The following is a 22,453-nucleotide window of genomic DNA, read 5'->3' on the forward strand; positions in this document are numbered from 1 at the left end:
AACAACCATAAAACAAATTTCAACAAAAAAACCCTAACAACAATTATTTTTTTTAACTTCACGCTCTATAGAAATTTATAATTCATAATGCATAAACTAAAATCTATTAGTATTTGTGAAGAAACCGTTTTTTCAAACTTTTTTAAAAGCAATGTTAAGTCATTACGAAATTACTTGTATTTTAAATATGGAAATGAAGAGCAAGCAAATGATATGACTCAAGAGGCATTTATTAAATTATGGGAAAAATGTTCAGAAGTTCCTATAGAAAAAGCCAAATCGTTTCTGTATACAGTTGCAAATAATGCTACATTAAATCAGATTGCACATAAAAAAGTAGTTTTGAGTTATGCAAAAAACAATATCAATTCAGACAAAACAAATTTTAATCCTGAATTCATCTTAGAAGAAGAACAATTTAAAGTTAAATTAGAAAAAGCCATTTCAAACCTTACAGAAGCCCAAAGAACTGCATTTCTGTTGCATCGAATTGAGGGAAAAAAATATAGTGAAATTGCAGAAATAATAGGAATTGGTATTAAAGCTGTAGAGAAAAGAATACATGGTGCGTTAGTATCTTTAAGAATTGAAATCGAACAAATTAAGTAGGGTTTTTAAATTCTTATATGTTTAAGTACAAATGAAAACAGCATGAAAGAAAATTACGACTTAGCGAAATGGCTTGCTGGAGAAATGACTGAAATTGAACTAAACGATTTCAAAAAAACACCAGAATTCTATATATATTATAAAATCGCAGACTATTCTAGTCAATTAAAGACACCTCCTTTTGAGGAAAACCAACTTTATAAAAATATTTTAGAAAACAATAAAACAAATATTATTCCTTTATATAGAAATTGGTTTTTTAAAATTGCAGCAATTGTTGTCCTTTTTCTTAGTATTACATTTGTTATGCGAAACTTTATTACAGAAACCCAAAGCGCTACTAGCGGAAAAAGAACCACCTTTACCTTACCCGATAATTCGGAAGTTGTTTTGAATGCTGAGTCTCAAATAGATTATAAAAAATGGAATTGGTCAGAAAATAGAAAATTAACTTTAAAAGGGGAAGCTTTTTTCAAAGTCGCTAAAGGCAAGCGATTCGAGGTGACAACTCTGTTGGGAAAAGTGACCGTTTTAGGAACTCAATTTGATGTAAAAGCTAGAAAAAACAGATTTGAAATAACTTGTTTTACAGGAAAAGTAAAAGTAAATTATAAGCACAAAGAAATTATTTTAACTCCTGGAAAATCGGTAACATTTGAAAATGAATTGCAAATAAATTCAAAAGTATCACTAACAAAACCGGATTGGCTGGACAATAAAATTGCTTTTAATAGAGATAGTCTAATGTTTATAGTAGATGAAATTCAAAGGCAATACGATGTGTCTATAGATATAAGAACCAATCATCCCGATGATCTATTTACCGGAAAAATACCAACTGACAATCTAGACATTGCACTTGAAATTATAGCTACAGCCTATCACTTCAAAACAATGAAAGTAACTCCTAATAAAATAATTCTTGAGGAAAAATAGATGTTTTTTTTAAAACGTATTTGTATTTTACTTTTTTTCTTTTTTTTTGTCTTGAGTATTAATGCACAAGACAAAAACAAGACAATTCCTTTAAAAAAAATCTTTCAAAATATTGAAAAACAACATCATGTTATTTTTAATTATATAGATGTAGAGATTGAAAAAATTATCCTTTTACCTCCTAAAAATAATTTATCATTAAATGAAAAAATAAAATATCTACAAAAGAAGACCAACCTTTCATTTGATACTATAAACAATCAATTTATAACTGTTTTTGATAAAAAAAAGCCAGAATTAATAAAAATCTGTGGCTATGTTTTTAATAAAAACGAAAAGACTCCTCTTGAAAATGCAAATATTCATTTTAACAATGGAAATAATACAATAACAGACAAAAATGGCTATTTTGAATTGCAAAAACAAAATTCAAATGAAATTGCAATTAGCTACATTGGCTTTGCAACACAAAAAATAATTGTTAAAGAAAATCAGTTTAAAGATTGTATAACTGTTTACCTAGAACAAGATATGGCCGTTCTAGAAAACATAATAACTAATCACTACTTAACGTCTGGTATAGCTAAAAAAACTGATGGTGCATTTGAAATAAAACCAAAAAAACTCGGAATATTACCTGGTTTGATAGAAGCAGATGTATTACAAGCTATGCAACAAATACCTGGAATAAATAGTGCCGATGAAAGTGTTGCTAGTATTAATGTGCGTGGCGGTACACACGACCAAAATTTATTTTTATGGAATGGAATAAAAATGTATCAAACAGGACATTTTTTTGGATTAATATCTGCTTTTAATCCAAATTTAGCGCATACTGTTTCTATCTATAAAAATGGAAGTTCTCCTTTTTATGGCGAAAGTGTTTCGAGTGTTGTCGATATTTCATCTAATTCAAATGATTTTGAAAAAAACAACTTTAGTGCTGGAATAAATATGATAAATGCTGATGTTTATTCTAAATTTAAGATTAGTAATAATGGATTTATAGAAATTTCAGCACGAAGATCTATAACAGATTGGGTTCAGACGCCCACTTATAAAAACTATTTTAATAAAGCCTTTCAAAACACTACCATTATTAATGAAACAAATTCAAAAAACACTAATTATTCTGATGATAGCTCCTTCTTTTTTTATGATGCAACACTCAAATATTCTCAAAAAATAGGACAAAAAGACCATCTTATATTAGATTTTATTATAATAAATGATAAGATAAATGTATTGCAATCTAATTCTGTGAATAATTTAATTCAGTCAGAGAAAAACACATTGTATCAAAATAATTTTGGTGGAAGTCTTTCTTGGAAAAGATTCTGGAACAAAACCAACAGAAGTACTATAAATATTTATTCTTCTTTATACGAGTTGGAGGCACAGCAAAACAAAATTGAAGCAAATCAGACTGTAAAACAAGAGAATGAAGTTTTAGATACTGGTATTAAAATTGAAAATTTCCATAAAATAAATTCCAAATTTAGTTTCAGAAACGGATACCAATTTAATGAAATTAGCACTATAAATTTAGACGAAGTAAACAATCCTCAATTTTACAGAAAAAACAAAAATGTGTTACGAAATCATGCCTTTATTATGGAAGGAAAATTTAATGATTCTATATCTAGGCTAAATATTAATTCAGGATTACGATTGAATTATATAGAACAGTTTAATAAGTATATTTTTGAACCTAGATTGCAATTTAATTACGGAATTACATCAAATTTAAATTTTGAAATTCTAGGAGAAGTCAAAAGCCAAAACTCCTTTCAAATAATCGATTTACAAAAAGATTATTTAGGAATTGAAAAAAGACGATGGATATTAGCCAATAACACTACAATTCCTATTCAGAGAAGCAAACAAGTAGCTGTAAGCTTTTCCTATACAAAGAACAATTGGTTGTTAAGTGTCGAGAATTTTTATAAAAAAGTAACTGGAATTAACAGTTCTGGTCAGGGATTTCAAAATCAATTGGAATTTATAAAAATTAACGGTGAATATACTGTTGTAGGAACTGAAATAGTTTTACAAAAGAAAGTAAACCACTTTATATCATGGATAAGTTATACTTATAATGATAATAATTATTATTTCCCAAAATTTGTAGTGCCTGTTTTTTCAAATAATTTCGAACTCGATCATGTTGTTTCTTGGGCAGGAATTTATGAAAAAGAGAATTTAAAATTGGCATTGGGCTCAAAATGGTATTCAGGAAGACCTAGAACTTCACTTCAATCGGATGAATTAGATATTTCAAATCCTATAATCGACTATAATTCGCCTAATGAAAATCACTTAAAGTCTTTTCTTCAATTCAATTTTTCGACAACCTATAAATGGAAAGACACAAAAGAAACCCAATACAGAATAGGTTTTTCAGTTTTAAATTTGTTGAACAAAAAAAATGAAATAAACGAATTTTATAGAGTAAATACGGTACTAAATACTAGTGAAAAAGTAAAAACATTCGCCCTACAAAGAACACCTAACATAAGTTTTAGAGTCAACTTTTAATATTACATCCGTTCTGGAACTTCAATACCTAATAATTTAAAAGCAGATTGAATGGTATCACTAACTTTTTTAGAAAGTTGAACTCTAAAAGTTTTTTTATTGCTATTTTCTTCTCCTAAAATAGAAACAGTTTGATAAAACGAATTGTACTCTTTTACTAAATCGTACGTATAATTAGCAATTAATGCTGGACTATGATTGTTTGCGGCATTTTGAATAATCTCAGGATACAACTCTATTTGTTTGATTAGTTCTTTCTCTTTTTGATGCAATTCAAGTTCTTCAATTGAAACTTCTAAATCAAAATCGGCTTTTCGAAGAATAGATTGAATTCTAGCATATGTATATTGTATAAAAGGACCTGTATTTCCAGCAAAATCGACTGATTCCTCTGGATTAAATAAAATTCTCTTTTTAGGATCGACTTTTAAAATGTAATATTTTAGTGCGCCAAGCCCTATGATTTTATATAGTTTAGCTTTTTCTTCATCAGAATAGCCTTCCAATTTCCCTAATTCTTCAGACAATTCTTTTGCCGTTTGAACCATGTCTTCCATTAAATCATCGGCATCTACAACAGTTCCCTCTCGTGATTTCATTTTTCCAGACGGCAAATCGACCATTCCATAGGAAAGATGAAATAAGTTTTTAGACCAATCAAATCCTAGCTTTTTCAAAATTAAAAACAATACTTTAAAGTGATAATCCTGCTCATTTCCTACAGTATAAACCATACCGCCCACATCGGGAAAATCTTTTACTCGTTGAATTGCTGTTCCTATATCTTGAGTCATGTAAACCGCCGTTCCATCTGAACGCAGTACAATTTTTCTATCTAAACCGTCTTCAGTTAAATCAATCCAAACTGAACCATCAGGGTCTTTTTCGAACACCCCTTTTTCTAATCCAATTTGCACGACATCTTTTCCTAATAAATAGGTATCACTTTCATAATAATAAGTATCAAAATCTACCCCAAGATTTTTATAGGTTATTGCAAAACCATCATAAACCCACTGATTCATGGTTCTCCAAAGTTGTACTACTTTTTCATCACCGGCTTCCCAATCGAGAAGCATTTTTTGGGCTTCTACAATAATTGGTGCATTTTTCTTTGCTTCTTCTTCGGTTTTCCCTTCTAAAATTAATTGATTGATTTGTTCTTTATACGCTTTATCAAAAGCAACATAATATTTACCTACTAACTTATCACCCTTGATACCCGTAGAATGAGGCGTTTCACCGTTTCCAAATTTTTGCCAAGCCAACATCGATTTGCAAATATGAATCCCTCTATCATTTATGATTTGGGTTTTGTAAACTTTTTTTCCTGACGCTTTAAGGATTTCTGCAACAGCATATCCCAAAAGATTATTTCTAACATGACCTAAATGGAGTGGTTTGTTGGTATTAGGCGAAGAATATTCGACCATAACTGCCTTATTTTCTTGATTCGATTTTACAAATCCGTATTGCAAATCTTGTTTTATTGTATTAAAAAAATTCAAATAATAATTATCCGAAATGACAATATTTAAAAAACCTGAAACAACATTAAAATGCTTAACTTCTTGAGTATTTTCTACTAAATAATTTCCTAGTTTATTTCCTAATTCAACTGGATTACTTTTGATTTGTTTTAAAAGTGGAAATAAAACCATTGTGATGTCGCCTTCAAATTCCTTCCGAGTAGATTGAAATTCTATATTTTCTATGCTCACATCAAATAAATAAGCTATAGCATTTTGTATATGTGGAAAAAGAATTTTTGATAGTGACATGATTGTGCAATTATGATTTGTGAGATTGCAAATGTAAACATATATAAAGCAATCTGAAAATAGAATTTGTTACTTATAATAATCAAAAATGCCTTGTTAAAATCTATAGTTTTTGCTATTAACCTTTTTAATAGTAATTATTATATGAAAAATTCAAACTCAAATTTAATATTTGTAAGATTTTTATTTATTATAAATTAAATAAAGTGTATTTTATCGATTATATTTGTATTTAAACGATATTATTAAAATATTTGTCAAGTCAAAAATATAGCACCCGTAATAAATTTATTATTATGAAAAAATTAATACAACTCTTTATCTTAGTCATTAGTGGAAATTGTTTCTCGCAAGCAATAACAGTTAATACTAACACCTATACTGTGCCACAATTAGTAAGTACAGTGTTAATTAACTCTCCCTGTGTTTCAGTAGTTAATGTTACTTCAAGTACTGGAACCAATTTTGGATCTTCAAACGGAATAGGATACTTCACAAATTCAAATCCAAATTTTCCAATGAAATCTGGAGTTGTATTAAGTACTGGTACCGTTACTAGTGCAGTAGGGCCTAATAAAACTGAATTAAATGATGGGGCTGCAAATTGGCCAGGTGATTCTGATTTAGAAAAGACATTATTTCAATCTGGAATAACTATGAATTCAACCAATGCAACAGTTTTAGAATTTGATTTTACACCATTATCACCTAATTTTAGTTTTGACTTCCTTTTTGCCTCCGAAGAATATGGGAATTTTCAATGTCAGTTTTCTGACGCATTTGCTTTTTTATTAACCGATATAAGCACTGGAATTACTAGAAACCTAGCGGTAGTTCCTAATACTAATCAGCCTATATCGGTTATTACCATAAGGGATTACTTATACAACTCATCATGTCCGTCTGCAAATTCAGAATATTTTGGAAGTTTTAATGGCAATTCAGCAGCTAATAGCTCGGCAACAAACTTTAATGGACAAACTAAATTATTAAATGCCTCCGCTCAATTAATTCCTGATACTTTGTATCACATTAAACTTGTAATTGCTGATCGATCTGATTCAGGATCTGATTCAGCAATTTTCATTGCTTCTGATTCTTTTAATATTGGTCAAGATGTTTTAGGTCAAGATTTAACAATTGCCAACAAATCGGCAGTATGCTTTGGCACTACTCAAATTTTAAACACCAACCTAAATCCACAAAATTATAATTTTAGTTGGACAAAAAACGGAGTTGTAATACCAGATGCCACAACTGAAACTTTAAGCATCACTAAAGCAGGTGTCTATGGAGTAACTTATGAGAAAAAATCAAAAAGTTGTGATGCTATTACTGACTATATAAGTGTTGAATATTTACCACAGTTCATAACTAAAAATCCAATAAATTTAGTTAAATGTGATACTGGTGCTGCTACTTATTTATTTGACCTATCTTTAAATAGTGTAGTCATAAAAACTGGATTAAATCCATTAACTGAAGTTACCTATTACGCTTCCCTCTCAGATGCGACATCAGCAACAAATGCAATACCTTTAATGTATAGTAGTGCTCCGAATGAAACAGTATATGTTAGAATAAAAAACCATACTAACGCTTGTTTTGTAATAAAAACATTTAAGTTGTTGATAATTCCATCAGCAACAGCAAAGCAACCTAATGATATGAATGAATGTGCTAGCGAAATAGGTCTTACTAAAGCAACTTTTAAACTCTCTAAACAAAACTATTCAATTTTAAATGGTCAATCATCATCTATTTATAAAGTTAGTTACTATCTATCACTTACTGATGCAAATAATGCCACTAATATTATAAACTCTAATCAAGCAATCTTTGAAGATAATACTACAATTTATGCAAGAGTAGAAAATGTAAATGATAATATATGTTTTAGCACTACCAATTTCAAAGTATTTGTAAATCCTTTGCCACTAGTAGATAAACTTGAAAATGTTATTGCATGTAATAGTTATACTTTACCCACATTAACTAATGGAGAATATTTTACTGGAACAAATGGTTCTGGAACAAAACTTTTGGCTGGAGATATTATAAATGAAACAAAAACTATAAATATTTTTAATAAACTCGGCCCTCTAGGTTGCTCTTCTGCAACCAGCTTTAAAATTACCGTGACTGACGCTCAGTTGGAAGTTCCAAAAAGTGGAACTTATTGTGGGAAATATGGTTTACCTTCAGTAACTTTTGGTGATTATTTTACTGAATCTGGAGGAAAGGGAACAAAAATTCCATTCGGAACCTCGATTACATCTTCACAAACAATTTACTTTTATTTTAAATCTATAACGGCTCCATACTGTGAGATTGATATTAATTTTACAATCACTATTATTCCTATACAGGAAGTTGGTCAATTTGTAAATGTATTTGATTGTAATTCCTACAAATTACCCGTATTGAAAGTAGGAAATTACTATACACAACCTAAAGGAAGTGGAACAAAATTGGAAGCAGGAACAGTGATTACAACTTCTCAAAGAATATATGTTTATTCTACGACAGGCTCACCTAATTATTGTACCTCTGGAAATTCATTTGAGGTTGTAATAGGTTTAAATCTACCGAGTGAAATAGCACAATGCGGAAGCTATAAACTACCTGTATTACCTGTTGGAAAATACTATTTAGAACCAGCAGGACATGGAAATAGCATTCCAGCTGGGACCATGATTTCTGAAGACAAAAAAATATATGTTTATGTTCCAACTAGTACTTTTCCAAATTGTACGGATAACTTTAGTTTTAATGTTAGTATTGGCCAACCAAAAATTGATGTTTTAGAAAATGTCGTTGCCTGTGAGAGCTATACACTACCTGTGCTTACTATTGGCAATTATTATACAGGATCAAATGAAACTGGGGTAAAGCTAGATGCTGGAGATAAAATAACTACCAATCAAACTATCTATATATTTAAGAAATCAACTGCAGTTTGTAGCAATCAATCTAGTTTTACAGTTACTATAAACCCAAAACCACAAATTGATTCAAGATCAGATATTGATATATGTAATATTTATGAATTGACACCTCTTACGCATGGAGAATACTTTACAGGCTCAGGTGGAACTGGAACCAAACTTGTTGCGGGAACCAAAATTACTAGCTCACAAACTATTTACATATATGTTTTGGATCCTATAACAAAATGTTCTGATGAAAATAGTTTTAATCTTAATATATCTTTAATAGAAGCAGATGCTCCATCTAATATCTCTGCTTGTGATAGCTATACGCTTCCTGCTTTAAAGATAGGGAATTATTATTCAAAATCAGGTGGACCTAAAAGTGGTGAGGGTTCTTTTATGAAAGCTGGAGATGTTATTACTACTACTCAAACCATATATGTGTATTCAGAATCTGGAGAAAGAATAAATTGTAGTGATGAGAATATTTTTGTTGTAACCATTAATAAAACTCCAAAATTAGTTGCTATACCTGATGTAAACACATGTATTTCATACAAACTTCCTGAAATAAGTATAGGGAATTATTTTACAGGCCTTCTTGGAACTGGCACCATGTTAAAAGAGGATGATTTTGTAACTTCCACACAAACCATAAATATGTATGCACAAACTGCAACAACACCTAATTGTTATGATGAGAAAAGTTTTAAAGTAACTATTTTTAAAGTCGATGAGGTGTCAAATATAACAATTTGTGAAAATTATACATTACCAACTTTAAAAGCTGGAGCTTATTATAGTGGTCCTGCAGGAACAGGATTGCGACTAGCAATTGGGGAATTAATTACAAGCTCTAGAACTATTTATATATATGGTCAATCACCCTTTAATCCAATATGTTATGATGAAAGTTCATTTGTTGTAACCATTATACCTAAACCAATTGCCTATTCTGCACCTAACGGATTAACTACTGTTTGTGATGAAGATGGAGAAAATGATGGAATTACCGATTTCGATTTATCAAAACTAGATTCAACTGTATTAGGAAATCAAAAAACTTCTGAATTTTATGTAAAATATTATGCAACTCTTGAGGATGCTGCTAAAGAAAAAAATAGTTTGAATACAACAAACTTACCTGTAATATACGCTAGAGTAAACAATTCTTTAGCAAATAGTTGCTACGATATAAGAAATATTAATATAAATGTTATAAAAGCACCTATTCCTTATCCAAAAGGAGGTATTGTTTGTTTTGATAGTAAAACAAATACTTTGCTAAATTCATATAGTATTCCAAGTGGTTTAGACTCTTTAAATTATACTTTTAAATGGCTTAACGCATCAGGTAAAGTGGTTGGAACTGACAGTACTTATGAAGCTAAATTACCTGGTGAATACACATTAATTACAACCAGCAAAAAATCAGGATGTTCATCTTATCCTATTGTTTTAGAAATTTCCCCATCCGAACCAGCAGTGGTTGCCTTTACAGTTTCTGAAGATTTTTCAGATAATCAGACAATAACTGTAGATGCTAAAGGAATAGGTGGATTCTATGAGTACCAACTAAATTCGGGATCTTTTCAAGATAGTCCAATTTTTGAGAATGTTTCCTCAGGTTTGCATACTATTACCGTAAACGATAGAAATGGTTGTGGGAACTCCAATGTTCAGGTATTGGTAATAAATTATCCTAAATACTTCACCCCAAATGGTGATGGTGTTAATGATACTTGGAATATTTCTTCCTTAAGCGGACAATCGGATGCTAAAATAAAAATATATGATCGCTATGGCAAAATGATTAAAGTAATTAAACCTAGTGAAACGGGATGGGACGGAACCTTTTCAGGACAAAACATGCCTTCTTCTGATTATTGGTTTACTATATTTTATGAAAAGGAAGGTGTCATTTCAGAATTTAAATCTCATTTTGCAATGAAAAGATAATTGTGTTTTGTTTGAATGTTTTGTTTGAATGGTAAAGAGAAAAGCCATCACAGAACTTGAGACTGATTTTTTATGTTTAAAATTTGTAATATTTATGTTGCTTAAAATGAAATTAATACTTATATGATAAATATATATTCCTCTCCCTAAATAGAATTTGGGTTTTATACTATTTAAAAAAACTTTTTGAATTACTAAAACTAAAGATAATGCTATTCCATAAAAAATTTAAATAGAAAATCCTAAAATTTAAATTATAAATTGTAAGATTTTTATTTGTTAAATGTTTAATATTGTGCTTTTAATCGATAAAATTTGCTTTTAAGCGGTAATATTAAAACATTTGTCAAGTAAAAAAAATAGTATTTATTTTAAATTAGGATATTTTGAAAAAATTAATACATCTCCTGTTCATTGTGATTAGTATAAATTGTTTCTCACAAGCAATTACTGTTAATACTACCACATTTAGTGTACCGCAATTAGTGAATACAGTATTAATTAATTCCCCTTGTGTCTCTGCATCAAATGTATCATCAAGTACTGGCGCAAATTTCGGATCTTCTAACGGGATAGGATATTTTACTAATACTAATCCAAACTTTCCAATGAAATCTGGGGTAGTTTTAAGTACTGGTGCTGTTGCTAGTGCTATTGGACCCAATAAATCTGAATTGAATGAAGGAGCTGCAAATTGGCCTGGAGATTCTGATTTAGAAAAAATATTATTTCAATCTGGAATAAAAATGAATTCTGTAAATGCAACAGTTATAGAATTTGATTTTACACCAATATCGCCTTCTTTTAGTTTTGAATTCCTTTTTGCCTCCGAAGAATATGGAAATTTTCAATGTCAGTTTTCTGACGCATTTGCCTTTTTATTAACCGATATGAGCACTGGAATTACTACAAACCTAGCAGTAGTCCCAAATACAAACCAGCCTATATCGGTTGTTACCATAAGGGATTACATTTACAACTCCTCATGTCCTTCAGCAAATGTGGAATATTTTGGAAGTTTTAATGGGGATTCTGCTGCAGATGGTTCTGCAACCAACTTTAATGGACAAACAAAATTACTAAATGCTTCAGCACTATTAAAACCTAATACTCCATATCATATTAAATTGGTTATTGCAGATCGAACAGATTCAGGATCTGATTCAGCAATTTTTATTGCATCTGATACTTTTAACATAGGACAAGATGTTTTAGGGCAAGATTTAACTATTGCTAATAATAGCGCAATATGCTTTAATAGTAGCCATACTTTAAAATCAAATCTTAGTCCAACGGAGTACACCTTTAAATGGAGCAGAAATGGAGTAATCATTCCCGAAGCTACTAATGAAAATTTAATCGTTACTAAAACAGGCACATATGGTGTTACTTATGAAAAAATATCAAGTTCTTGTGAACCTACGACCGACTTTATAAATGTTGAATACTTATTACCATTAGTAACCAAAAACCCTATAAATCTTTACAAATGTGATACTGAAGCAAGTTCGTACCTGTATGATTTATCTATAAATACTAATGTTGTAAGATCTGGATTAATAAATCCTTTGACAGACGTTGACTACTATGCATCTTTGGCAGATGCTAACTCTGATACAAATAAATTACCATTAAATTATATAGGTACTGTAGGACAAACTATTTATGTCAGAATCAGAAATCGCAATAATGCTTGCTATGATGTTATTAAGTCCTTTCAATTATTAGTTACAAAACCTCCTGTTGCAAATAAACCTGATGATTTAATTAAATGTTCTACTTCACCAACAATAACTACAAGTGTTTTTAGATTAGCTGATCAAAGTAAATATATCTTAAATGGCCAATCTGATGTAACGAATGAAATTACATATCATATCTCTTTATTAAATGCTAATAACAGTACCACTCAATTAAACAGAAATTCGTATGTAGGATCTAATGATACAGTAATCTATGCAAGAATTCAAAACAAATTTGATAACAGTTGTTATAACGTTACAAGTTTTAAATTAATCGTTAATCAATCTCCATTAGTAGACAAACTACCAGATGTTACTGCTTGTACTAGTTATATTTTACAACCACTAACTAATGGGAATTATTTCTTAGTAGATTCAAAAGGTAATAAAACCACTCCAGTTTTTGCGGGAGATAGCATAGAAAAAACCCAAGGTATAATGATATTCAACCAACCTGGTGGACCTGATACTTGTTTTTCAGCAACCGTTTTTAGAATAACAATAATTGATGAAGCCGATCTGCCAAAAAGTAAAGACTACTGTGATTCTTATACATTGCCAAGAATGCCATTTGGCAATTATTATAGCGAACCCCATGGAAATGAGGAGGATAAATTGCCCCTTGGAACAAAGATAACTGAAACAAAAAAACTCTATTTCTATTATAAAACTCTCACTGAACCTTTTTGTGAAATAGATATTGATTTTACTGTAACAATTACTCCAGTACAAAATGTTGGTACCTTTAAAAATGTATTTGACTGCGATTCATATACATTACCACCCTTATCCGTAGGGAATTATTATACAAATAAAATGGGAGCTGGAACAAAATTAGAGGCTGGAACTATTTTGACTAGTTCACAAAAAGTGTATGTGTTTTCTACCTCAGGTTCTCCTTATTATTGTTATTCTGAAAGTTCTTTCAAAGTTATTATAGGAATAGACACTCCAGAAGATATAATACAATGTGGTAGTTTTACCTTACCTGAGTTAGCAATTGGAAAATATTATACGGGACCAGCTGGAACTGGAACAGAATTGGAGGAAGAATCCTTAATTAACGAATCAAAAACGATATACATATACGTACAAAATGCGAAAACACCTAATTGTACCGATTTTACAAATTTCAAATTGACTATAGGGCAACCAAAAATTGACATCCTTGATAATGTAACCGTATGTGAAAGCTTTACCCTCCCAAATCTAATAAATGAAGGGAAGTTTTATACCGGACCTAATGAAACTGGAAAAATGCTAAATGCGGGTGATAAAATCACTTCAACACAAACTATTTATATTTTTAACCGTTCTGGACTTTCTTGTAGCAATCAATCTAATTTTAAAGTTACTGTTAATCAAAAACCTATGATAGATTCCAGATCAGATATTGATATTTGTAATTTTTATGAATTGACTCCATTAAAAATAGGTAACTATTATACAGGGCCCGGAGGTACAGGAACTAAACTTGATGCAGGGACTAAAATAACTAGCGCGCAAACAATTTATATATACGCAACAGACCCAATAACAAAATGTTCAGACGAGAATAGTTTTAAACTTAATATTTTCTCAATTGAAGCAGATGCGCCAGAAGACGTTACCGCCTGTGATAGTTTTACTTTACCAGCCCTGAAAAATGGAAATTACTATTCGCAGCCAAATGGCCCAAATGGTGGTGAAGGAACTTTTATGAATGCAGGTGATGTAATAACTACAACTCAAACCATTTATGTATATATAGAATCTGGAGAAAGAATTAATTGTACTGATGAAAATGTATTTGTTGTTACAATTAATAAAACTCCAAAAGTAGTTGCTGTACCTGATGTTTACACTTGTAATTCTTTCATGTTTCCTGAATTAAGCATTGGAAATTATTTTACAGAGCCTAACGGTACTGGTACCATGTTAAATGAAGATGATGTGATAACTTCGAGTCAAAAAATATACATGTATGCACAAACTGCAACTACACCTAATTGCTATGACGAGAAAAGTTTCTACATAAATGTATTCAATGTAGATCATTTATCTAATGTAACGGTTTGTGAAAATTATAGATTACCTGAGTTAAAGGTTGGTGCATATTATAGTGGTCCTTCTGGAACTGGTTTACGTCTTGCTATTAATGAATTAATAACTAATTCTAGAACAATATACATTTATGCCCCATCTCCATTTAATCCAGTATGTTATGGTGAAAGTTCATTTGTTGTAACCATCATACCTAAACCAGTAGCTTATCCTGTACCAAACGGATTAACCACTGTTTGTGATGAAGATGGTGAAAATGATGGAAAAATGAATTTTGATTTAACAAAACTAAATACCACAGTATTAGGAAATCAAAAAACAACTGAATTTTCTGTAAAATATTATGCTACTCCTGAAGATGCAGTAGCAGAAAGAAATGGTTTAAATGAAACTAACCTACCGTTAGTTTATGCAAGAGTAAATAATTCTTTAGCAAATAGCTGCTACGATTTAAGAAACATTTCGATTACTGTCATTAAAGCGCCTATCCCTTATCCTAAAGGAGGTTTTGTTTGTATAGATAGTAAGACAAATACACTTTTAAATTCTTATACCATTCCAAGTGGTTTAGATAATAAAGATTATGCTTTTAAATGGCTTGATGCATCAGGCAAAATCGTTGGTACAGACAATACTTATGAAGCTAAATTAACTGGAAGCTATACATTAATAACAACTAGTAAAAAATCAGGATGTTCTTCATTTCCTATAGTCTCAGAAGTTTTCTCTTCTGAAAAAGCTAAAGTTACTTTAAAATTTTCTGAGGATTTTTCAGATTATCAAACAATAACTGTTGATGCGGAGGGAGTGGGTGGCTTCTATGAATACCAACTAGACTCTGGATATTTTCAAGACAGTCCTGTATTTGACAATGTTTTATCTGGTTTGCATACTATTAACGTAAATGACAAAAATGGTTGTGGCAATTCTGTTGTTCAAGCATTAGCAATAAACTATCCTAAATACTTCACCCCTAATGGAGACGGAGTTAATGATACATGGAATATTTCTTCCTTAAGCGGACAATATGAAGCTATAATAAAAATATTTGATCGCTATGGTAAAATGATTAAAGAGATTAAACCTAGTGAGACAGGATGGGACGGAACCTTTTCAGGACAAAATATGCCTTCTTCTGATTATTGGTTTACTATATTTTATGAAAAGGATGGTAATGTTACAGAATTTAAATCCCATTTTGCAATGAAAAGATAATTGTGTTTTTTTTAATGTTTTGTTTAAATTAATAAAGAAAAACCCGAAGATAACTTCGGGTTTTTTGATATCTAAAACATTTAAACTACCACCTAATTACTGCGCTTGCCCATGTAAAACCGCTTCCGAAAGCAGCTAAAACTACTAAATCGCCTGACTTAATTTTACCCAATTCCCAAGCTTCAGTTAAAGCTATTGGTATAGAAGCGGCAGTAGTATTGCCATACTTTTGAATATTATTAAAAACTTGATCGTCACTCAATCCAAATTTATTTTGAATAAACTGTGAAATTCTTAAGTTTGCTTGATGAGGAATCAACATATCTATATCTGAAACTTGTAAATTATTTGCTTGTAGCCCTTCATTTATTACTTCACTAAAACGAACTACCGCATTTTTAAATACAAATTGACCATTCATGTGTGGGAAATAACTTTCATCATCAGGATCATTCTCTGCAAGAATATCCGAAACCCAACGTCCTCCCATACCAGGTGCCAAAACGGCTAACTCTTTTGCATGTTCTCCTTCAGAATGTAAATGAGTGGAAAGAACTCCTTTAGTACTATCTTCTTCTCTACTTATAACTGCTGCTCCTGCTCCGTCTCCAAAAATTACGGAAACACTTCTGCCTCTATTGGTCATATCTAATCCTAAAGATTGTAACTCTGAACCTACAATAAGAATGTTATTATACATTCCTGTTTTTATATATTGATCGGCAATAGATAAAGCATAAACAAATCCAGAGCATTGATTACGAATATCTAATGCTCCAATAGTATTTAATCCCAACTCTTTTTGAAGAGACACACCCGGACCAGGAAAATAATAATCCGGTGAAATTGTTGCAAAAACAATAAAATCGATATCCTCTTTTGCTACACCTGAACGGTCAATTGCTATTTGAGCTGCTTTTACTCCCATAGTAGTTGTGGTTTCTCCGCTTCCTTTTAGGACATGTCTTCGCTCTTTTATACCTGTTCTTTCTTGAATCCATTCGTCGTTAGTATCAATAATTTTAGATAAATCATCATTAGTAACAATGTTTTCAGGGACAAAGTAACCAAGACCTGATATTTTTGAATGGTACATCATACTGTTTTATTATTTTATTACAATTTTAAAGGTAAATTATGGCCTCCTATATATATGACCCACAAGATAGTATATTTCTACAAATCGACAAAAATTACAACTATTTCACAAACTTAATAGACTGCCTTCCTGTATCATTATGCAGATTCAGGATATAAACTCCTTTAGGGTATGGAAAATCAAATGTATAAGTCATAGCACTTGCTTTCAAAACATCTTCTTTTTGAAGCATTTTTATAAAACGACCGCTTTCATCATACAATTCAATAACAATATGGTCATTTTTATCAAAATTTATGCTAAGATTCAATTTATCCTTAATCGGGTTTGGTTGAACAGATGCAATTAAAGGCTTTCTATTGCTTTCTGAAAATTTGGGAGTTGCTAAATTAGTATCACTAAATTTATAAATTGTTGTTCCAGAAGCATAAGCCAACTGATCGCTAAAAATAAATATTCTATTTAAATTACTTCCTACTCCTATTTCATTCCAAGTGGCCCCACCATCAGTAGTTTCTAAAAAAGGCATACTCGTAACAGCTTCAGTGTATCCACCCATCCATCCATGATTTTCAGTTATGAACCCAACAGCTTGAATACTAGTATATGGCATTTCTTTACTAATCCAAGAAATACCATTATCTATTGATTTAACAAATTTTCCCTTAAGAGGAGCTACAGATTCAACCGCTCCAAAAACAATATCTGAATTTGTAGGTAAAAGTTCGAGTTTCCAAACATACTCGCCAGGAATTGAAGTATTATATACTTCTTCCCAAGTAATTCCTCCATCAATTGTTTTTAGAATCATTCCTCCTTTATCATTTTTTCCAGAAGCAAAACCAATATTCTCATCTTGAAACAAAATTTCTACAAGTGCGTTTGCATAGGTACTCATGTCTATATATTGCCACGTCTGTCCGCTATCTATTGATTTTATTATATATGCAGGCGAAAAATAAGCCCCACAACCATAAATTGTAGATAATCCAACAGCGTCTAAACCACATATTGCTGGAGGATTTGTAGAAAAATTAGTAATTATTGTCCAATTGGTTCCTCCGTCAATTGTTTTAAAAAAAACTCCATTCAGTGTTCCTAAAAAACCAATATTCTCGTTTAGAAATTCTATATTTCTAAAATAATAATTTCCAGGTAAAGCTGGTGTAAGTTCTGATAACTGGATTTTCCAAGTATCACCACCATCTGTAGTTTTATAAACCCCTGCGTTAGATCCGTTTAATGCCCATCCTAAATCTTTATTTAAGAAAAAAACATCATCAAAGCGTTGATTGTTTCCATTAGATACAATACTTGTTAGGGGTCTCCATTGCAATTGAGCAGAGATTGAAATGGTACAAAATAAAAATAAATATAAAGTCTTTTTCAATTGTAATTTTTACCAAAATTATACTATTTAAATATATTTTAAGCACATGTATAGCGTTAAACTAAAAAAATAAAATCAAAAAACTATACTTTTAGGGTTAAAAAAACGGATTCCCCTGCTTGATATTCTATTAAACTTTCAAAATAGATTTGTTTCATTTCGAAAACAGCTTCTACTAAATAGCCATTTCCTTTAAAATAATTATTATTAATTGTAACCTTAAGATTAGATTTTTCTGCTACTTCTAACTGATGAGGGTAAGCTAATAATGCAACACTATTGTTAAATATGTTTGCTGGAATTTCATTGACTTCATCAAAAAGAGCAGCTATATATTTATTTTTTAGCTGTTCATAAACTGATTTTGTCTTTCCTTTTTCAATTAGTTTTCCATCTTGCATTACTATAGTTTCATCAGCAAAAGCGAGAATATCCTTGCTATCATGCGTGGCAACTATGCAGGTAATTTGCTTTTCTTTTAGGTAACGAAATAGGTTTCTCCTTAAAGTATTCTTCCTAAAGGTATCAATTTGGCTAAAGGGTTCATCTAGTAACAACACCTTTGGTTCTAGTGCTAAAACTTTTGCAAGAGCTACTCTTTGCTGCTGTCCGCCACTTAAGTATTTGGCTTTTACCTTAGCAAATGCTGTCATTTCGACCATCTCTAATAATTCCTGAATACGATTTGTCTTTTTATCTTTATAAATATTAGACAAAAACTTACCAACATTTTCCTCTACGGTAATGTAAGGCATTAGATCAAAATCTTGAGCAAGGTATTTTATATATTCTTCACCAGGAATAAGATTAAATTTTGGCCCAAAAATTGGTTTACTATCGTAACTTATTTCACCATTTTTTAAATCATATAACCCATATATTAACTTTAAAAGTGTGCTTTTTCCGCAACCGCTTTCCCCTATTAAAGCAATGTTCTGTCCTTTATTAATAATAAAACTTACATCTTTTAGTACTAAAAAATCATCATAGGAAAAGGAAATATTCTTTACAATTAACATAAGTTACAAATCTGAAAATTAAATTTCAAATTTAGAGAAAGAATTGTATTTCAACACGCTAATTTAGCTAAATTATAGAGCCTTAAATAAATTGTAAATACAAAAATATATTAATCCGTCTTATATTTTTATATATTTAAGTTCATAAAATGAGTAATCTGTAAAAAACTCTTAATTCAAACCATTATAATACAATAAAAAATGTTTTATATAAGAATTTCAAATTTATTACAAGTGTGTTTTTTTCTTATTATTTCTAAGGATACTTAATTTTAAAAGACAAAATATTCAATATAATTGAATTAAATTGAATATTAAAACCAATTATATGTACTAAAATAATGATATTTACCTATACAATACCTCAACATTTTTGTGTTTTTTATAATTTAAATAATTTAAAATATGAGCCAATACATCGAAATAGTTGTAATATATAGGGTTTAATAGACTTAAAAATTATTTTAGAGTTGTATAGTTTTTGTATACATGTTTTAAAAACATTATATGTATACATGATATAAATTTGAAATACCAAAAAATATTCTAAACAAAAACAACAATGTCAGCAAAAAATTTTTTTAATCTTAAAACTTTCATACAAAATAAGAAAAGAAAAACAACAACTAAATTTTTTAATGTTTTAACATTCTTTCTGCTTGTAAACTTAGTTTCTACAAATTTGTATTCTCAAAATCTTATTACAAATGGAGATTTTGAAAGGGGTACGGTTGGATTTGTCACTAATAGTGTTGCGTACAAATTAATTACACCTCCTTTTTCAGGTTCAACTGCTCCGGGCGAATATGCAATTACAAACGATCCCAAACCTATGAATACCGCTAATTTTATTACTATCGGTGATCATACATCTGGAACAGGAAATATGATGATTATTGACGGAACTACAACAACTGGAAATCGTCGATTTTGGATTGCTGGGAGCACTGGAGATGGAATTTGCGGACTGAAGGTTGGCGATACTTATACTTTTAGTTATTGGATAAAATCGATATCAAATACCGTTATAAATAACGATACTCAAGCTAAAATTGTTACATTTATTGGTAACGCTTTAGATGTAACCCCTAATAATCCAACTGCAATTGCACCCCTTCCAGCTGTTGATTGGCAAAAAGTTGAATATACATTTAAAGCTACTAGTGCTTGTGTAAATATTGAATTGTTTAATACCAATTTAAATCCAGTAGGAAATGATTTTGCTATTGACGACCTTGTTTTAACAGGCCCTCCTGTTTTGTTATCTATAAACACCTCATTTACTAATCCTCTTTGCCCAAGTTCAAGTGACGGAACCATTACTGCCACAGGAGTTGGAGGTAGTTTTCCTTATATAAAATATACTTTATCAGGGGCATCAGCTGCCACAAGTTTGACGGGTTTATTTACAGGATTAGCGCCAGGCACTTATGATGTTTCAGTAACTGACAATAGCAATACTGAATCCCCAAAAACTAGCATTACTTTATCTCCGCCAACTGATTTAACAGTGAGCCAATCAAAAACGATTTGTTCTGGTAATTCAACAGAATTAGGTGTTAGCGGGAGCACCTCTACGTATACATGGACCGCATTACCTACTGATATCACATTAACAAATCCTAATAGTGCAAATCCAACTGTAAAACCAACACAAACCACTACTTATACTGTAACTTCTAATCCAATTAGTCCAAATTCTATTTCCCTATTAACCAATGGAAATTTTTCGGAAGGAAATACGGGTTTCATTAACGATTATGCATATATATTAAATCCAGGAAATGGAGGCACTCAAAGAGCTTACGGAATTGTTACATCAGCAAAAAATTGGTTTAATCCTTTTGCTGACTGTAAAGACCATACTTCAGGAGCAGGAAATATGATAGTTTTTGATGGATCTACTGCTAATTCCGGAAATGATAAGGCTTGGGAACAAACCGTTCCTGTAGTTCCTAATCAAAATTACACTTTTAGTTATTGGGTACAATCTGTAGTATCCGTTAATCCTGCAAAAATTGAAGTTACAATTAATGGTACATCTATAGGAATTGCTAATGCACCAAACTCAACTTGTAAGTGGGTTCAATACTCCTATGTTTGGAATTCAGGAAATAGTATCAATGCAACTATATCTATGTATGACAGAGTATTTATATCAGATGGAAATGATTTTGCTTTAGATGATTTGTCATTTAAAATTAATGCAACATGTAGTTTATCTAAAAGCGTAACTATAACGGTAGACCAACCTATTGCACCTACTTTTACCCAACCAGCGCCAGTTTGTTTGGGCACAATTATTCCTGCATTAAGAACAACTTCAATCAATGGAATAACCGGTACCTGGTCTCCTGACATAGATAATACAAAAACCACAGAATATACCTTTACTCCTACTTTAGGAATATGTGCGAGTACTACTAAACTAACCATATCTATTACAACTTCTATAACTCCAACATTTGACCCTATAACAATTTGCTTAGGAGCCCCATTATCTTTACCGTCAGCTTCTTTAAATGAAATAACAGGAGTGTGGTCACCAGCAATAGATAATACAAAAACTACTGAATATACTTTCACACCTACTTCTGGAAATTGTAGTACTGAAACTAAATTGACAGTTGACGTTAATCCAAATATAACTCCAACTTTTAATCCTATTGCTGCAATTTGTTCTGGAGGCGCACTTTTACCATTACCTACATCTTCTTTAAACGGAATATCAGGAACTTGGTTTCCCGACTTAAACAACACCTCAACAACCGATTATAAATTTACTCCTTCTGTAGGACAATGTGCTACTACAAAAGATTTAACAATAACTGTTAACAACCCTTCGGTTTCAATTACTGCTGGATGTATTGCTACAAATTATACTTTAGAAGCTATTCCATCTGAAAACAATGTAACTTATTCTTGGTTTAAAGACAATGCAATAGTCAATAATCAAAGCGCGAATAAGTTAGTTGTAAAAGATTTAGGCTCTTATAAAGTAGTTATCAATAGTGATGGTTGTGATGCCGAGGCTATCGAGAATGTTATTGTTTTAAATTGTAATACTCCTATTGTTCCAAAAGGCATTTCTCCTAATAATGATACTTTGAATGATACTTTTGATTTAAGCAATTTCAATGTATCCAAACTTGAAATATTTAATAGATATGGCATTAAAGTTTACAGCAA

At 30.7% G+C, this 22,453-nt stretch carries 10 protein-coding genes; 6 read left to right on the forward strand and 4 right to left on the reverse strand.

The window, feature by feature from the left end:
- Positions 1–87 precede the first annotated feature (87 nt).
- Genes F6464_RS11780 through F6464_RS11790 form a run of 3 tightly spaced genes read left to right on the forward strand, consistent with a single transcriptional unit; the run spans position 88 to position 4,083 of the window.
- Positions 88–609 carry an RNA polymerase sigma factor gene (locus F6464_RS11780; protein ID WP_151108069.1) on the forward strand — a complete coding sequence of 174 codons (522 nt, stop codon included), beginning with the start codon at positions 88–90 and terminating at the stop codon, positions 607–609.
- Between the two features lie 42 nt (positions 610–651).
- Entirely contained in the window at positions 652–1,545 is an 894-nt protein-coding gene (locus F6464_RS11785; RefSeq protein ID WP_151108071.1) for a FecR family protein, read from the forward strand.
- A 51-nt stretch (positions 1,546–1,596) separates the two neighbouring features.
- A complete protein-coding gene (locus F6464_RS11790; protein ID WP_225318075.1) occupies positions 1,597–4,083 on the forward strand; it encodes a TonB-dependent receptor plug domain-containing protein in 2,487 nt (828 codons plus the stop codon).
- Between the two features lie 2 nt (positions 4,084–4,085).
- Here the strand turns inward: F6464_RS11790 and argS are convergent, their stop codons facing one another.
- Positions 4,086–5,864 carry an arginine--tRNA ligase gene (gene argS, locus F6464_RS11795; protein WP_151108074.1) on the reverse strand — a complete coding sequence of 593 codons (1,779 nt, stop codon included), beginning with the start codon at positions 5,862–5,864 and terminating at the stop codon, positions 4,086–4,088.
- 296 nt (positions 5,865–6,160) lie between these two features.
- On the opposite strand from argS, the gene F6464_RS11800 reads away from it, so the two are divergent.
- Together F6464_RS11800 and F6464_RS11805 are read left to right on the forward strand one after the other, a co-directional pair.
- The gene (locus F6464_RS11800) at positions 6,161–10,756 is read left to right on the forward strand and encodes a T9SS type B sorting domain-containing protein (protein ID WP_151108075.1); all 4,596 of its coding nucleotides are present in this window, start codon (positions 6,161–6,163) and stop codon (positions 10,754–10,756) included.
- Positions 10,757–11,142: 386 nt separating this feature from the next.
- The gene (locus F6464_RS11805) at positions 11,143–15,756 is read left to right on the forward strand and encodes a T9SS type B sorting domain-containing protein (protein ID WP_151108077.1); all 4,614 of its coding nucleotides are present in this window, start codon (positions 11,143–11,145) and stop codon (positions 15,754–15,756) included.
- An 85-nt stretch (positions 15,757–15,841) separates the two neighbouring features.
- Here the strand turns inward: F6464_RS11805 and F6464_RS11810 are convergent, their stop codons facing one another.
- The 3 genes from F6464_RS11810 to F6464_RS11820 form a co-directional block, all read right to left on the reverse strand.
- Entirely contained in the window at positions 15,842–16,852 is a 1,011-nt protein-coding gene (locus tag F6464_RS11810; protein ID WP_151108090.1) for a 3-oxoacyl-ACP synthase III family protein, read from the reverse strand.
- Between the two features lie 103 nt (positions 16,853–16,955).
- A complete protein-coding gene (locus F6464_RS11815) occupies positions 16,956–18,245 on the reverse strand; it encodes a YCF48-related protein (RefSeq protein ID WP_151108079.1) in 1,290 nt (429 codons plus the stop codon).
- Positions 18,246–18,328: 83 nt separating this feature from the next.
- Positions 18,329–19,264, reverse strand: coding sequence for an ABC transporter ATP-binding protein (locus F6464_RS11820; RefSeq protein ID WP_151108080.1), 936 nt, complete (start codon positions 19,262–19,264; stop codon positions 18,329–18,331).
- 562 nt (positions 19,265–19,826) lie between these two features.
- On the opposite strand from F6464_RS11820, the gene F6464_RS11825 reads away from it, so the two are divergent.
- Positions 19,827–22,453: T9SS type B sorting domain-containing protein (locus F6464_RS11825; RefSeq protein ID WP_191963379.1), on the forward strand; the 2,627-nt coding region annotated here is incomplete at its 3' end.

The sequence above is a fragment of the Flavobacterium luteum genome, from assembly GCF_008806775.1.
GTDB classification, from domain to species: domain Bacteria; phylum Bacteroidota; class Bacteroidia; order Flavobacteriales; family Flavobacteriaceae; genus Flavobacterium; species Flavobacterium luteum.

Coding starts and splice junctions, on each gene's coding strand:
- F6464_RS11800 (WP_151108075.1), top strand. CDS start 6,161: ATGAAAAAATTAATACAACTCTTTATCTTAGTCATTAGTGGAAATTGT.
- F6464_RS11780 (WP_151108069.1), top strand. CDS start 88: ATGCATAAACTAAAATCTATTAGTATTTGTGAAGAAACCGTTTTTTCA.
- argS (WP_151108074.1), bottom strand. CDS start 5,864: ATGTCACTATCAAAAATTCTTTTTCCACATATACAAAATGCTATAGCT.
- F6464_RS11820 (WP_151108080.1), bottom strand. CDS start 19,264: ATGTTAATTGTAAAGAATATTTCCTTTTCCTATGATGATTTTTTAGTA.
- F6464_RS11810 (WP_151108090.1), bottom strand. CDS start 16,852: ATGTACCATTCAAAAATATCAGGTCTTGGTTACTTTGTCCCTGAAAAC.
- F6464_RS11785 (WP_151108071.1), top strand. CDS start 652: ATGAAAGAAAATTACGACTTAGCGAAATGGCTTGCTGGAGAAATGACT.